The organism is Methylophilus sp. Leaf416, from assembly GCF_001424665.1.
Classification (GTDB): Bacteria; Pseudomonadota; Gammaproteobacteria; order Burkholderiales; family Methylophilaceae; genus Methylophilus.
Genome location: NZ_LMQS01000001.1, coordinates 367,711 through 382,437 on the forward strand (window position 1 = coordinate 367,711; position 14,727 = coordinate 382,437).

At 50.0% G+C, this 14,727-nt stretch carries 15 protein-coding genes; 9 read left to right on the forward strand and 6 right to left on the reverse strand.

Annotated elements, in window-relative coordinates:
* Window positions 1–6 precede the first annotated feature (6 nt).
* Window positions 7–501 carry an SH3 domain-containing protein gene (locus ASG34_RS01685; RefSeq protein WP_055825795.1) on the forward strand — a complete coding sequence of 165 codons (495 nt, stop codon included), beginning with the start codon at window positions 7–9 and terminating at the stop codon, window positions 499–501.
* The gene (locus tag ASG34_RS01690) at window positions 498–1,412 is read left to right on the forward strand and encodes a M48 family metalloprotease (RefSeq protein WP_200934420.1); all 915 of its coding nucleotides are present in this window, start codon (window positions 498–500) and stop codon (window positions 1,410–1,412) included. Before ASG34_RS01685 ends, ASG34_RS01690 begins: the two co-directional genes overlap by 4 nt.
* A 64-nt stretch (window positions 1,413–1,476) precedes the next feature.
* Here the strand turns inward: ASG34_RS01690 and ASG34_RS01695 are convergent, their stop codons facing one another.
* The 6 genes from ASG34_RS01695 to ASG34_RS01720 form a co-directional block, all read right to left on the reverse strand.
* On the reverse strand, window positions 1,477–2,481 hold the full coding sequence (locus tag ASG34_RS01695; RefSeq protein ID WP_055825798.1) for an AI-2E family transporter: 1,005 nt from the start codon (window positions 2,479–2,481) through the stop codon (window positions 1,477–1,479).
* Between the two features lie 29 nt (window positions 2,482–2,510).
* Window positions 2,511–3,068, reverse strand: coding sequence for an IMPACT family protein (locus tag ASG34_RS01700; protein WP_055825801.1), 558 nt, complete (start codon window positions 3,066–3,068; stop codon window positions 2,511–2,513).
* A 10-nt stretch (window positions 3,069–3,078) separates the two neighbouring features.
* A complete protein-coding gene (locus ASG34_RS01705) occupies window positions 3,079–4,728 on the reverse strand; it encodes a formate--tetrahydrofolate ligase (protein ID WP_055825805.1) in 1,650 nt (549 codons plus the stop codon).
* A 39-nt stretch (window positions 4,729–4,767) separates the two neighbouring features.
* Window positions 4,768–6,264 (reverse strand): helicase HerA-like domain-containing protein, encoded by a 1,497-nt coding sequence (locus ASG34_RS01710; protein ID WP_055825808.1) that lies wholly within the window; start codon window positions 6,262–6,264, stop codon window positions 4,768–4,770.
* 95 nt (window positions 6,265–6,359) lie between these two features.
* Entirely contained in the window at window positions 6,360–6,860 is a 501-nt protein-coding gene (locus tag ASG34_RS01715; protein ID WP_235559663.1) for a DUF302 domain-containing protein, read from the reverse strand.
* A gap of 144 nt (window positions 6,861–7,004) precedes the next feature.
* Window positions 7,005–7,931 carry a CysB family HTH-type transcriptional regulator gene (locus ASG34_RS01720; protein ID WP_055825815.1) on the reverse strand — a complete coding sequence of 309 codons (927 nt, stop codon included), beginning with the start codon at window positions 7,929–7,931 and terminating at the stop codon, window positions 7,005–7,007.
* Window positions 7,932–8,037: 106 nt separating this feature from the next.
* Between ASG34_RS01720 and ASG34_RS01725 the strand changes: the two genes are divergently transcribed.
* From ASG34_RS01725 to fdxA, 7 genes are all read left to right on the forward strand, one after another.
* Window positions 8,038–8,808, forward strand: a complete 771-nt coding sequence (locus tag ASG34_RS01725; protein WP_055825818.1) for a sulfite exporter TauE/SafE family protein — start codon at window positions 8,038–8,040, stop codon at window positions 8,806–8,808.
* A 39-nt stretch (window positions 8,809–8,847) separates the two neighbouring features.
* The gene (locus ASG34_RS01730; protein WP_055825821.1) at window positions 8,848–10,521 is read left to right on the forward strand and encodes a nitrite/sulfite reductase; all 1,674 of its coding nucleotides are present in this window, start codon (window positions 8,848–8,850) and stop codon (window positions 10,519–10,521) included.
* Window positions 10,518–11,135, forward strand: a complete 618-nt coding sequence (locus ASG34_RS01735; protein WP_055825823.1) for a DUF934 domain-containing protein — start codon at window positions 10,518–10,520, stop codon at window positions 11,133–11,135. Before ASG34_RS01730 ends, ASG34_RS01735 begins: the two co-directional genes overlap by 4 nt.
* Entirely contained in the window at window positions 11,132–11,890 is a 759-nt protein-coding gene (locus ASG34_RS01740) for a phosphoadenylyl-sulfate reductase (RefSeq protein WP_055825826.1), read from the forward strand. Before ASG34_RS01735 ends, ASG34_RS01740 begins: the two co-directional genes overlap by 4 nt.
* Before the next feature lie 76 nt (window positions 11,891–11,966).
* On the forward strand, window positions 11,967–12,896 hold the full coding sequence (gene cysD, locus ASG34_RS01745; RefSeq protein ID WP_055825829.1) for a sulfate adenylyltransferase subunit CysD: 930 nt from the start codon (window positions 11,967–11,969) through the stop codon (window positions 12,894–12,896).
* Between the two features lie 78 nt (window positions 12,897–12,974).
* On the forward strand, window positions 12,975–14,249 hold the full coding sequence (gene cysN / locus ASG34_RS01750; RefSeq protein WP_055825833.1) for a sulfate adenylyltransferase subunit CysN: 1,275 nt from the start codon (window positions 12,975–12,977) through the stop codon (window positions 14,247–14,249).
* 106 nt (window positions 14,250–14,355) lie between these two features.
* Window positions 14,356–14,679 (forward strand): ferredoxin FdxA, encoded by a 324-nt coding sequence (gene fdxA, locus ASG34_RS01755; protein WP_055825835.1) that lies wholly within the window; start codon window positions 14,356–14,358, stop codon window positions 14,677–14,679.
* Window positions 14,680–14,727 lie beyond the last annotated feature (48 nt).

A 14,727-nucleotide genomic window follows, 5' to 3' on the forward strand; every position in this document is an offset into this window, starting at 1 on the left:
AGAAGCATGATAAAGAACAGTCTACTGGGACTGTTGACCGCACTCGCTTGCAGCAGCGCGATAGCAGCCGAGACTGGCGTTGTATTAAAACCTGATCAATTACGCGCCGATGCTTTTAGCGATGCCAAAGTAGTCGGTAATGTGACTAAAAACGATACCGTCGACATATTGAACAAAAAAGGCGCCTGGCTGCAAATCAAATCCACAGGCAAAACCGGCTGGGTGCGTTTGCTGACGGTTAAACGTAACAGTGCTGGCGGTAATAACGTCGCCGGTGTAGTTGGCGTGGCTACCGGCCGCAGTGGCACGGGCAAAGTAGTCTCCACGACCGGTATCCGCGGACTGAGTGCCGAGGATCTGAAAACAGCACAATTCAATGAAGCTGAAACCAAAAAACTGGAGAGTTACACCGTCAGTGCGGATGAGGCAAAACAATTTGCCGCCAGCGGTGGCTTAAGCAGCCGCCAATATCCATACTTTCAGGGAGCCAGCCAGCCATGAATCACAGATTATTGAACAAAAACCTGTTAAAACAGGCAGTCATGCTGGCTATCTGTAGCGGCATGATGGCTGGCACCGCCGTCGCCCTGGACCTGAAAGGGGTGCTTAAAGATGCGGTGAATGAGCAACTTGGCGGCAAGACTGAACAGCCTGCACAAGCCAATGAGGGCCAGAATACTTCTGCGCAGGATAAACTAGCCAATATCAACTGGAAAAATCCCAGCCAGGAAGACGAAATTGCAGTTGGCCGTAACGTGACCGGCACCATACTTGGCGCCGCGCCGCTGGTCAACGATGCTAAGCTGCAAGCATACGTCAATAAAGTCGGGCGCTGGGTCGCCAGCCAGTCCGAGCGTACCAGCCTGCCCTGGCATTTTGGCGTGATTGATAGTACAGATGTCAATGCATTTGCAGCGCCGGGTGGGTATGTACTGATAACCAAAGGCCTGTATCAACGCTTAACCAGCGAAGCACAACTGGCTGGTGTACTGGGTCATGAAATCGCCCACATCGTGCAAAGGCATCATTTAAAAGTGATGCAAAAACAGGCGCTGATGGATGCCGGCACATCCTTCCTGAAAGAGAAAATCAGCAAAAATAAAATCACGCAGCGTGCCGTGACTACCGGTGCCGAAATCAGTGCCCGCAACCTGGATAAAAGAGCTGAATATGAAGCTGACAGCATGGGCACAGTATTAGCCGCAAGGGCCGGTTATGATGCTTATGGCCTGGCAGAAGTATTACAGGAGATGGAACTGCTAGGCAATAATGATGGGAGCGTAGCGCTGCTTTTCCAGACCCACCCTCACCCGGATGACCGTGTGGCGCAACTGAGTCTGGTCAGCGGTGACCAGATAGATAAAATCAGTGGTGGTAAAACCCTGGAAAACCGCCTTTACAAGCTGAAGTAAAATTTATTGCTGAAAACTAACAAGGCTCGCCGTGGCGAGCCTTGTTTAATCTAACAACCGGCACCTATACCCAACCGCGCTCGCGGCACTCATTTTTAATATAAGCGTAATATACAGGTGCAGCTACTATGCCCGCCAAACCGAAAGTGGCTTCCATTAGCAGCATCGCGACCAGTAATTCCCAGGCGTGTGCGCGTATCTGGCTGCCGACTATCCGCGCATTGAGGAAGTACTCCAGTTTATGAATCACAATTAAAAATAACAGTGACCCGATGGCGACGATAAAGGAGTGGCTGATACTCACAATCACAATCACGGTATTAGAGATCAGGTTACCGACCACCGGCAGCAAACCAACCAGGAAAGTCAGCAAAATCATGGTTTTGGTGAATGGCAAATGGATGCCGCAAAGCGGCAGGATAATCGCCAGGTAAATAGCAGTCAGGCTGGCGTTCACCGCAGAAATCTTGACTTGCGCAAATACGATATTCTTAAAAGCCTGCGCAAATAACCCCACTCGCTGCAACAGGCTTTGTGCAAACGGACGCTGGTTAGTTTTGGTTTGCACGTCATGCAAAGCCACCATCGCGCCAATCACCATACCAATGAGGATATGTGCAAAATGGTGCCCGGCTTCTTTACCCAGCAACTGCCAATCTGCCGAATGCGCACGTAACCATTCGATCACCGTTTGCTGTAGTGTAATGGCATCATCGGGCAGGCGGTCATTCAGCCAGACTGGCAGCACTGCACGCGAATCTTCAATAATACGGGCAAGCTGGTCAAACAGCATGGTCAGACCGCCAGTATCACTGCGGATCAGGGTCACGATACTCATACCCATCGCCACCAGTAAACCAATCACAAAGGTCGCGAGCAGAACCACCGCCAGCCACTTGGCATATTTTCCAGGCACCCTGCGCGCAATAATCGGTGAAATCACATGAATCAGCTCGAATACCAGCAGGCCTACCAGTAAAGCGGGCAGTAGCTGTACTTTTAATACCAGCCACATCAAAACGGCCATCAGCACATAGGTGGCGGTATCAAATTTTTGGGTTTGGGTCACAGCAGACTCCGGACTTTCGTCATGAATGGCTAATATTTGGCTTGCAACTGCCGGGCAGCATCGACCGGTAATTTAAGCAGGAAGTGGACAGCTTCATCAAACTGCTTGTCCAGCACTTCCCCGTTTAATCTTTGTACTTCCCGCGTCAGCTCATCAACGCGTTTGTAAGAAGTGGAAATTTTCAGGTGTACCATTTCAATAAACGGGATTGTCCCAGCCTGATCCATGGCCTGCCTGGCAGTACCGCCATAGGCACGCACCAGGCCACCAGTGCCCAGATTAATCCCGCCGTAATAGCGGATCACGGCGACGCAGCAATTGACATAATTTTGACCATCCAGCATTTGCTGAATCGGTTTGCCCGCAGTGCCTGCAGGCTCGCCCGCGTCAGAAAAGCGAGCGACTATGCCTTCAGCGGTTTTCATGCGGAAAGCATATGCCAGGTGACCTGCGCTTTGATGCTCACTGGCAAACTGGCGCAAAAACAATGCGAGCTCGCGTTCGTTTTCACACCGCGCAGCGCGGGCAATAAAGCGTGACTTGTTGATGGTTTGGTCGGTCTGGCCGAGTTGACTAAACGTCTGCATGACTAAGATTTCAGGAAAGGCCGCTTATTCTACCACTGGGATCCACGGTGATACGCTGGCTGGCGGGCTGTTTCGGCAAGCCCGGCATGGTCATAATGTCGCCACATACAGCGACAACGAAACCGGCACCACGCGATAATCGCAACTCTCGCACATGCAAGGTATGCCCTACCGGTACGTTGCGCAGCTTGGCATCAGAGGATAATGAATATTGTGTTTTTGCTACGCATACCGGCAAGCCGCGACTTGCTTCGGCCATGGCCTCTAACTGTTGTTCTGCCTGCGTGCTGAATGTCACATCTTTAGCACCATACAGCGATCGTGCAATGGCATGCAGTTTATCAGTTAATGACAAATCATCCTGGTAGAGCAATGTTGGACTGGCTGTTTGTTGCGCCAGGTTGGCAACCGCATGTGCCAGGTCGAGTGCACCCTTACCACCCTGCGCCCAATGCCGGCATACATGTAGACTGCTTCCCCAGGATTCAACGGCTGACTGTAACAACGCAACTTCAGCCTCAGTATCATGCGTAAAGTGGTTAAGTGCGACCAATACCGGCAAACCGAAATACTGGTGCATGTTATCCACATGTTTTTTCAGGTTAGCCATACCGACAGAGAGCGCTTGAAGATTCTCTGTATTCAGATCAGCCACTTCCACCCCACCGTGATATTTGAGTGCGCGGATAGTCGCCACCACTACAGCCATATCCGGCCTTAACCCGGATTGGCGGCATTTGATATCCATAAACTTCTCGGCACCGAGATCGGCACCAAAACCCGCTTCAGTCACTACGTAATCTGCCAGCCGCAAAGCGGTTTGCGTGGCGACCAGGCTATTACAACCATGAGCGATATTGGCGAATGGACCACCATGTAACAACGCTGGCGACCCTTGCAGGGTTTGCACCAGATTAGGCTGAAAGGCATCTTTTAACAAGGCGGTCATTGCGCCTTCCGCTTGCAAATCACTGGCAAAAATAGGCTCACCTTTTGTTGACTGTCCCACTTGCATACGACCCAGACGGCGGGTTAAATCTGCAAGATCAGTCGCCAGGCAAAAAATCGCCATCACTTCACTGGCTACCGTAATATCAAAACCGGTGTCATAGGCATACGGCTGGTTAATGGTAATCCTGCGCAAGGCGCGGTCATTCATATCCATACAGCGCCGCCAGCTTACATGATCAAACTGCAAGGCATTGCCATGGTAAATATGGTTATCCACTAAAGCAGCCAGCAGGTTATTGGCAGCACTGATGGCATGAAAATCGCCGGTGAAATGCAGGTTGATATTTTCCATGGGCACGACCTGCGCGTAACCACCACCGGTTGCACCACCTTTCATGCCAAATACGGGGCCTAAAGAGGGTTCGCGCAAACAGGCCAATGCCTTGTAGCCAGCCAAGTTTAAGGCATCGGTCAAACCCACCGTCGTGGTGGTCTTGCCTTCGCCTGCTGGCGTCGGATTGATGGCTGTCATCAAAATCAGTTTGGCACGCGCCGGTTGTATACGCAGTTGATTCACGGTGGATTGCGTAAGCTTGGCCATATGCTGGCCATGAAGATGCAAATCTGAATCAGAAAGCCCTAATTGCCGGGCAATATCAGTGATAGGGCTTAATGTGGCCGCTTGCGCAATTTCGATATCACTTAACATGCGTATCCCTGGTTCAGGTTTCAAGGTCAAGTTTGATGATTAACGTTTGGATTTGCTGCCTCCAAGAATAGATCCTAGCACGCCCCTGATAATGGCACGGCCCAGTTGAGAGCCAATCGCCCGTGCTGCAGATTTCGCTGCAGACTCTAATACCGAGTCGGAGCGGCTTGTTTTACCACTGAGAATTCCGCCCAGATCAAATCCGGAAGAGGACTCTTGCTCTTGCGGGGCTTTTTCCTCAGTGGCCGCAGCGGCTTGCTCAGCCCGTTGCTTGAGAGTCTCATAGGCAGATTCCCTGTCCACTAACTTGTCATACACTCCCGCAACCAGTGACTGCGTCATTACCTGGTTACGTTCAGCATCGGTTGCGGGACCCACCCTGCTTTCCGGCGGACAGATAAATGTGCGCTCTACCGGCGTCGGGGCACCCTTCTCATCCAGGAATGAAACCAGCGCTTCGCCTACCCCTAGCTCGGTAATGGCAGTAGCCACATTCAATTTTGGATTAGCGCGGAAGGTTTGCGCCGCGACCTGCACTGCTTTCTGGTCACGCGGCGTAAAAGCGCGCAAAGCATGCTGGACACGGTTACCCAATTGCCCTAGCACCACATCCGGAATATCCAGCGGATTTTGCGACACGAAATAGATCCCTACCCCTTTTGAACGCACCAAGCGCACCACTTGTTCGATTTTCTGCATCAACATTGCGGGTGCATCGTTAAACAGCAAATGCGCTTCATCAAAAAAGAATACGAGCTTCGGTTTTTCCAGGTCACCCACTTCCGGCAGTTTTTCGAATAGCTCGGATAACAGCCACAATAGTAAAGTGGCATAAACACGTGGTGAATTCAGTAATTTATCCGCCGCAAGGATATTGATATAGCCCAAACCTTTGGCATCGGTTTGCATCATATCTTCCAGGTTTAGCGCTGGCTCTCCGAACAAAGCATCTCCGCCTTCAGTTTCCAGTTGCAGTAACGATCGTTGAATCGCGCCCACACTGGCGGTTGAAATATTGCCGTATTGCGTCTGGTAGGTCGCGGCATTTTCGGCACAGTGCTGCGCCATGGCACGTAAATCTTTCAAATCCAAGAGCAGCATGCCATTGTCATCGGCCACCTTGAAAATCGCGTTCAGTACACCGCTTTGCACTTCGTTAAGGTTAAGCATGCGGGAAAGTAGCAAAGGGCCCATTTCGCTAAGTGTGGTGCGAACCGGATGCCCTTTAGCACCAAACATATCCCAGAACATGACCGGGTAAGCTTTATTGCTGTAATCCGTTAGCGCCAGCTGCTGCACGCGTGCCTCGACTTTGGCATTGCCACCGCCAACCTGGCTCATGCCGGATAAATCCCCTTTGACGTCAGCCATAAATACCGGCACACCAATACGTGAAAACTGTTCGGCCAGACTTTGCAAGGTCACGGTTTTACCTGTACCGGTGGCACCTGCAATCAGGCCATGGCGGTTGGCCATTTTTGGCAACATCACGCTGTCGGTTTCATTATTTTTGGCGATGAGCATCGGTTCTATCATTGGAAGCACTCGTTTAAGTAATTGTTTGGTTGAGTATAGGTGATGCCCCAGAAAAGTGGAAGGTAGTTGGCGGCAAACGATAGATCAAGAGTCGCTTAAAAATCACCGCGACGGGCTTTTTCCATCAAACCAATCAAGGCATCTTCCAGTTGTTGCGCAGAAGCCTGCGCCCTGGGAGTAGGATTTTTTATATTTTTCAGATCATGCGTAGGCCTATCCAGCCCTAGGTATAAACGCCGCTTGCCTTGCGCATCCGGTTTTTCATATACAGCCACCCGGCAAGGCGCAAATACCAGGAACTCGGGATGATCGAGGATAATTTCCGTGCCCATGCTGAGGTTACAAAAGGTGCGGACCTCCTTGATCCCTTGTGGGTCTTGCCCGCGCAATTTCATATGTTCGCCAATCGGGAAATTGGCTGGACTGACAAAATTCATGCCTTCAGAAATAGACTTTAAGCTATCCACCAGATCCTGGTAGCTGACATTTGGCTGAACCGGTACTTCATAAATCGCGTTATCCAGATCTACATCCGGCATGCCATGGCCGATTGCACGCATGTGCGGCCCTTTATCCATCGCCTGTGCACACCCCATAATCGGCATACATAGCCATAGCAAACAACATAAGCCCGAGATGCAGCGATGCATGGTCAACATTCCTTTTTTAATTGAAGTTCATTACAGCACAGCGCCCTAAGCAGTCATGTGACTAAAATCACGGCAAATCACCAGCAGGGTTTATAAGTCTTGATGAAAAGCGCGCTGCACCGTACGTTTGTCGTATTGCGGCGACAGCATGGTAATAAAATTCAACATATAGTCACGCAAAAAAGCATCACGACGCACGCCCAGATAAGTCGTGCTATTCGGGAATAGATGACTGCAATCCAGGCTTTTAAGGGGCGCATCTCGTACTTCGTCATAGGCCATATTCGCAATAAGACCTATCCCGAGACCAAGGTTGACGTAAGTTTTAATCACGTCGGCATCAATCGCGGTAAACACAACGTTCGGTTGTAAATCGGCGTCATGAAATACTTTAGAAACCAAAGTACCACCGGTAAATGCAAAGTCATAGGTAATCAGCGGGTAATCCGCCAGGTCTTTTAATGTCAGTTTGCCTTTTTGCAGCAAGGGATGTTGCGGCGGCACTACCAGGCAGCGGTTCCACTCGTAACATGAAAGGCACGACAAACGCTCGTCATCACTGATATTTTCGGTTGCGATGCCGATATCGGCCTCACCGGAAGCCACATGCTCGGTGACCTGTGCCGGGTTACCCTGGTGGATCGCCAGTTTGACGTTAGGATATTGCGCGATGAACTGTTTAACCGCAGACGGCAAACGGTACCGTGCCTGTGTGTGTGTCGTAGCAATGGTGAGTTCACCACTGTCCTCCTGGCTATATTCATCGCCCACGCGTTTGATATTCTGCATATCCAGGATCACGCGTGCTGCCAAATCTACAATCTTACGGCCGGGTTCGGTGACACCGATCAGGCGTTTGCCATTACGCTGGAATATTTGCAGGCCCAACTCTTCTTCAAGCAACTGAATCTGTTTGCTCACACCCGGCTGTGAAGTGTGCAGCACTTCTGACGCAGAAGAGATATTCAGCTGTTGACGGACAACCTCATGTATATAGCGTAATTGGTGAAATTTCATTGCCTGCTCAATATAACCAAAAGCTATATCATAGAACAACTGGTTATTAAATCAATAATTAAAAATCTGGTACATTTCGCGCACTAAAGTTAAGAAGATACTCCTCATGGAATTCGGATACATACTGGCAGGCTTTGTTGTCGGCTTTTTGGTGGGTTTAACAGGCGTTGGCGGTGGTTCGTTAATGACACCTATTTTGTTGCTGGTTTATAACGTGAAACCAGCGGTAGCAGTCGGCACAGACTTACTCTATGCATCCATCACCAAATCTGTCGGTATTTTTGCGCATGGCAAACTGGGGAACATTGACTGGCGCATTGTGAAGCGCCTGGCTATCGGTAGCGTACCTGCCTCTATGGTCACATTGTGGGCGCTGCAAAGTATGGACTTGCAATCTAGCAGTGCCGTCTCCACCATTAAGTTCTGGTTAGGCATTGCACTGATTATCACTTCTATCGCTGTTTTGCTGCGAAACAAACTTATCTCCCTGGTTGCCAGTGAAGAATGGATTCCCGTCCGCTATGTGCCCGCAGCGACGATAATTCTCGGCATCATACTTGGCGGATTAGTGACTCTCACTTCAGTCGGTGCCGGCGCTTTGGGCGTAACTGCGCTCATCATGCTCTACCCTAAAGAAAAGATCACCACTATTGTCGGCAGTGATATCGCGCATGCGGTGCCATTGACGCTGGTGGCTGGTGTAGGTCATGCCTCTTTGGGCACAATAGACTACACCTTGCTAGGCACATTATTGATAGGTTCAATCCCCGGCATCTACCTCGGTAGCCACCTGAGTTCGCGGGTTGCCGAGCACTGGGTGCGTATTGTGCTGGCTATGATATTGATTTATGTAGGCTTTAAGCTGGTTTTCCATTAAAATACTGCCTCTTCGCAATGGCGAAAAAGTGATTTAAGCATGTACAAATACGACCCTATAGACCAACAAATTGTCAACGAACGTGTCGCCCAATACCGCGACCAGACCCGCCGCTACATCGCTGGCGAGTTATCCGATGAAGAATACCGCCCGTTAAGGTTACAGAACGGCCTGTATATCCAACGCCATGCGCCTATGCTGCGTATTGCGATCCCTTATGGTTTGCTTGCAAGCAAACAGTTGCGCAAACTGGCAGATATTACAAAAAAATATGACCGCGGATACGGACATTTCAGCACCCGCCAAAACCTGCAATTGAACTGGCCAAAACTGGAAGATACGCCGGATATCCTGGCGGAGCTTGCCACTGTCGAGATGCATGCCATCCAGACCTCGGGCAATTGCATCCGCAATATCACGACTGATCAGTTTGCAGGGATTGCACCGGATGAAATTATTGACCCGCGTGCAATTGCAGAAATCATGCGTCAATGGAGTACATTCCACCCGGAATTTGCGTTGTTACCTCGTAAATTCAAGATTGCAGTTTCCGGTACAACGCAAGACCGCGCCATTGTGCAAGCGCATGATATCGGCCTGGAATTTTACAAAGACAGCAATGACCAGATGGCAATTAAGGTCTGGGTTGGTGGTGGCCTGGGCCGTACACCTATCCTGGGCACGGTAATTCGCGAGCATCTTGAATGGCAGCATATCCTGTCTTACTGCGAAGCCGTCATTCGTGTGTACAACGTGCATGGCCGCCGCGATAACGCTTACAAAGCGCGTATCAAGATTCTGGTGAAAGCCCTGGGCATTGAAGAATTCAAACGCCAGGTAGAAGAAGAATGGGCGCATTTGAAAGACGGCCCGCTCACGATTACCAATGCCGAACTCGACCGCGTGGCCCAATATTTTGAGCCTATGCCTTATGAAACCTTGCCAGCGCATGATCCATCATTTGATGCTGCTATTGCCTGCAACCCGGCATTTGCGACCTGGGTGAAGCGTTCAGTACAACCACATCGTGTACCTGGTTACCGTGCAGTGACCTTGTCATTGAAACCACATGGCAAAGCGCCAGGTGACGTCACTAGCGAACAAATGCATGTAGTTGCTGATCTTGCAGATGCTTACAGCTTTGGCGAACTGCGTTCTTCACATGAGCAAAACCTGATTTTGGCAGATGTGAAACTATCTGATTTGTTTGCCGTTTGGGAAAAAGCACGCGCAGCCGGTTTGGCAACGCCTAATATTGGCCTGCTAACAGACATTATTTGCTGCCCTGGCGGTGATTTCTGCAGCCTTGCCAATGCTAAATCCATCCCGATTGCAGAAGCGATTCAAAACCAGTTTGATGATCTGGATTACCTGCATGAAATTGGTGACATCGAACTGAATATTTCCGGTTGCATGAACGCTTGCGGCCATCACCATGTAGGCCATATTGGTGTGCTTGGCGTGGATAAAGACGGCTCTGAATGGTATCAGGTGACTATTGGTGGCAAGCAAGGCAATGACGCCAGTATCGGCAGCGTGATTGGTCCTTCTTTCTCGGCTGAAGAGATGCCGGGCGTAGTGCAAAAACTGATAGAAGTGTATATCCGTGAACGTCATGAAGATGAGCGTTTTATCGATACTGTCCGCCGGTTAGGCATCGCGCCATTCAAAGCGCATGTTTATGCAGACCAGAAAAAAGGAGCCACGGCATGAGTAACCTGATTCGTCTGAATGCCGAAGGTGTAGCTGAAATCGTGCAGGATGAATGGATACGTGTGATCCCCACTGCCCTCGGTGAAGAGTCTGTACGCAAGCAAGCGGGTAAAGTCGTATTGTTCAAGTTGACTGGCGAAACCACTTTTACACCTGAACAAATTGCCGACACACAAATCCCTGCAACTGGCAAAGTGCTGGTACCGCTGACGGTGTGGCAGGCTCGCAAGGCTGAGTTGCAAGCTCGTTTTGACGCTGGTGATGTTGGCATTGTGCTGGCAACCCATGAAACAGCAGAAGCTTTGCAGGCAGAATTTTCAGATATGAATAGCCTGCCGCTAGTTGCTGTATTCGTTGAGCGCTTTGCTGATGGCCGCATTTTCACCCTCGGCAACTGGTTGCGCACCCGCTTCGGTTACAAAAATGAATTGCGCGCCATTGGTGACGTATTGCGCGACCAGTTGTTTTTCCATAAACGTTCCGGCTTTAACAGCTTCCTGATCCGCGCTGACCGCTCTGCACAAGAGGCCGTCGCCAGCCTGAATGACTTTAGCCAGCCTTACCAGGGTGCTGTGGATGACGTGCCTGTCTGGCGGAGAGTAAATCGCTCATGAGTGGTGCTGTCAGCATGCTTAAGCCGGCCGCTAAAAATCCGGCTACCAGTCCTGAACTGATTGATGCATTGGTCAGCAGTGTGCAGGCCAAGCGTGCGCAAGCGTTAGAATTGCTGAAAGCAGCCGTTGCCGAATTTCCGGCAATCACCTTCGCCAACAGTTATGGCGCTGAAGATATGGTGCTCACAGACCTGATCGCAAAAGAGCAACTGCCTATCGAGATTTTCTCACTGGATACCGGTCGCCTGCCTGCTGAAACTTACACATTGATGGCTGATGTGGAAAATACCTATACCATTAAACCAATGGTGTTTTTCCCCAGGCACGAAGCGGTTGAAAATTATGTGCGCACGCAAGGCATTAATGCTTTTTACGAAAGCATTGAGCTGCGTAAAGCCTGCTGCCATATGCGTAAAGTCGAGCCATTGCAGCGCGCCCTTTCCGGCAAACAGGCATGGATCACAGGTATGCGTGCTGAACAGGCGACTACACGCAGCAACCTGCCGACCCGTGAATACGATGCAGGCAACAAGCTGGAAAAATTCAATCCTTTAAGTGATTGGACTGAAAAAGAAGTATGGGCCTATATCCGCATGTATAGCGTGCCCTACAATGATTTGCACGACCAGTTTTACCCAAGTATAGGCTGCGCGCCATGTACGCGTGCAGTCGCCATGGGCGAAGATATCCGTGCTGGCCGCTGGTGGTGGGAAGACCCGACGAATAAAGAATGCGGACTGCATGTTAAAAAGTAACGACAAATGAATACGGTTCAATACATACGCTGTGTTGAACCTGAAAGCATTTGTGGCTGATTGATAGAAGATTGAAATGACAACTAAACAACCTTTGTCCCACCTCGACTGGCTGGAAGCTGAAGCCATACATATTTTGCGCGAAGTCGCTGGCCAATGCTCAAACCCGGTATTGCTGTTTTCGGGTGGTAAAGACTCATTATGTATTTTACGCCTGGCAGAAAAAGCATTCCGCCCTGGCCGTTTTCCGTTTCCGCTTTTGCATATTGACACCGGTCATAACTACCTGGAAGTGGTGAACTTCCGTGACCAGCGTGCGGCTGAATTGGGTGAGCGCCTGATTGTGCGCTCAGTGGAAGACTCGATCAAACGCGGCACGGTGGTATTGAAATCGGCCGATGAACCGCGTAACAAGCATCAATCTGTGACTTTGCTGGAAGCCATTGAAGAATTCGGCTTCGACTGCTGCATTGGCGGTGCCCGCAGGGACGAAGAAAAAGCGCGTGCCAAAGAACGCATCATGAGTTTCCGTGATGAATTCGGTCAGTGGGACCCAAAAAACCAGCGTCCTGAATTGTGGAACCTGTACAACGCCCGCGTGCATAAGGGTGAAAACATCCGCGCCTTCCCGATTTCAAACTGGACCGAAATGGATGTCTGGCAATATATCGAGCGCGAAAAACTGGAACTGCCTAGCATCTACTTTGCGCATCAGCGCGATGTCGTGATGCGTAATGGCTCGATTTTCCCGGTGAATGTGCCCCTGTCTGACGGTAGCCTGATTAATCAGCCAAAAGCGGCTGAAGAAGTCATCAACATGCAGGTGCGTTTCCGTACTGTAGGGGATATCACTTGCACGGCGCCAGTGATTTCGGATGCTGATGATGTCAGCAAAATCGTGATAGAGACTGCTACAACGACTATCACCGAGCGCGGTGCGACCCGTCTGGATGACCAGACCTCCGAGGCTTCGATGGAGCAGCGTAAAAAAGAAGGTTATTTCTAAAAATGCAGATAAATCCATGGGTAGCATTCCATAGGGCGTTTCCCAAGAGTTCTTCAGCATTTTAATTAAGTGAACATTATGACAACACAACACAATGATTCTTTGCTACGCTTTATGACTTGCGGCAGCGTGGATGATGGCAAAAGCACTTTAATAGGCCGCCTGCTATACGATACTAAAACCATTCTGACCGATACGCTAAGTAATATTGAGCGTACCTCGAGTAAACGCGGTATGGATGCCGTGGACCTGTCATTACTGACTGATGGCCTGCAAGCTGAACGTGAGCAAGGTATTACCATTGACGTGGCTTATCGTTATTTCAGCACCGGCACGCGTAAATACATCATTGCTGATGCGCCTGGTCATGAGCAATACACGCGTAATATGGTGACTGCCGCTTCTACAGCGAATCTGGCAATCATTTTGATAGACGCCCGCCGTGGTGTGCTGACACAAACGCGCAGACACAGCTACCTGGCGCATTTGGTAGGTCTGCAGCATATTGTGGTAGCAGTGAATAAGATGGACCTGGTTGATTATGACCAGGCCACATATGAAAAAATTAAAGCGGATTACCTGGCATTTGCTACCGAAATTGGCTTGGCGCAAGCACGTGATATCAAGTTCATCCCGATGTCTGCCCTTAACGGCGACATGCTGGTAGACCGCCTGGACAACCTGGATTGGTATCAAGGCGAGACGCTGCTGGAAATCCTGGAACAGGTGCCTGCAGCGCACAGCGACCCGGCAGAACAATTCCGCTTCCCGGTGCAATTTGTTTGCCGCCCACATGATTCTGCTAATCCTGAACTGCACGACTTCCGTGGCTTTATGGGCAGGGTTGAGTCTGGTGAGATTGCTGTAGGCGATGCTGTTACCGTATTACCTAACGGCTACCAATCCAAAGTCAAAGCCATTCAGATTGGCAATGATCAGTTGCAAAGCGCGCAAACAGAACAAAGTATTACCCTGTTGCTCGAAGACGAAATCGACACCTCTCGTGGTGATATGATTGTGAAAACCGCAGAAGTGATAGAACCGGTGAAACAGATTGAAGCTCACGTTTGCTGGTTGTCTGAAACACCGCTGTCACCAGCCCGTACGTATGTCGTGCGTCACACTTCTCGTGAATCCAAGGCCAAAATTGGAGCGATTCAATACAAAGTTGATGTGAATACGCTGGAACAACAATCGACCGCTGACTTGAAAATGAATGACATTGCGCGTGTCAGCTTTAAACTGGCTCAGCCGTTGATGGTGGATAGTTACGATAAAAACCGTGCCACTGGCGCGTTTATCGTCATCGACGAAAGTACCAACAATACCGTTGGCGCGGGTATGATTGTTTGATCAATCGCAACGCAACTCATCGTCAATTAGACTAATTTGCAATAAAATATCGTTCTGGCTGACCCTAATATTTTGGCTGAAACCAAGCCGCTAAGGATTTGAAAAAATGACCTATGTAGTAACCGAAAATTGTATTCAGTGCAAATATACCGATTGCGTAGATGTGTGCCCGGTCGACTGCTTTGTTGAAGGCCCTAACTTTCTCGCCATTAACCCGGATGAGTGTATTGATTGCACCCTGTGTGTCGCGGAATGCCCTGCTGAAGCCATTTTCTCGGAAGACGATGTGCCAGCCGACCAGCAGCACTTTATCGAACTGAATGCGCGTCTTTCAACGGTATGGCCTACCATCACCTCGAGAAAAGATCCTCTGCCTGAAGCAGACGATATGAACGGTAAACCAGGTAAAACTGCGTTGCTGGTTGAGTAACCAACCTGCTCCAAATAAAAAACCGCTCAAGTGAGCGGTTTTTATTTG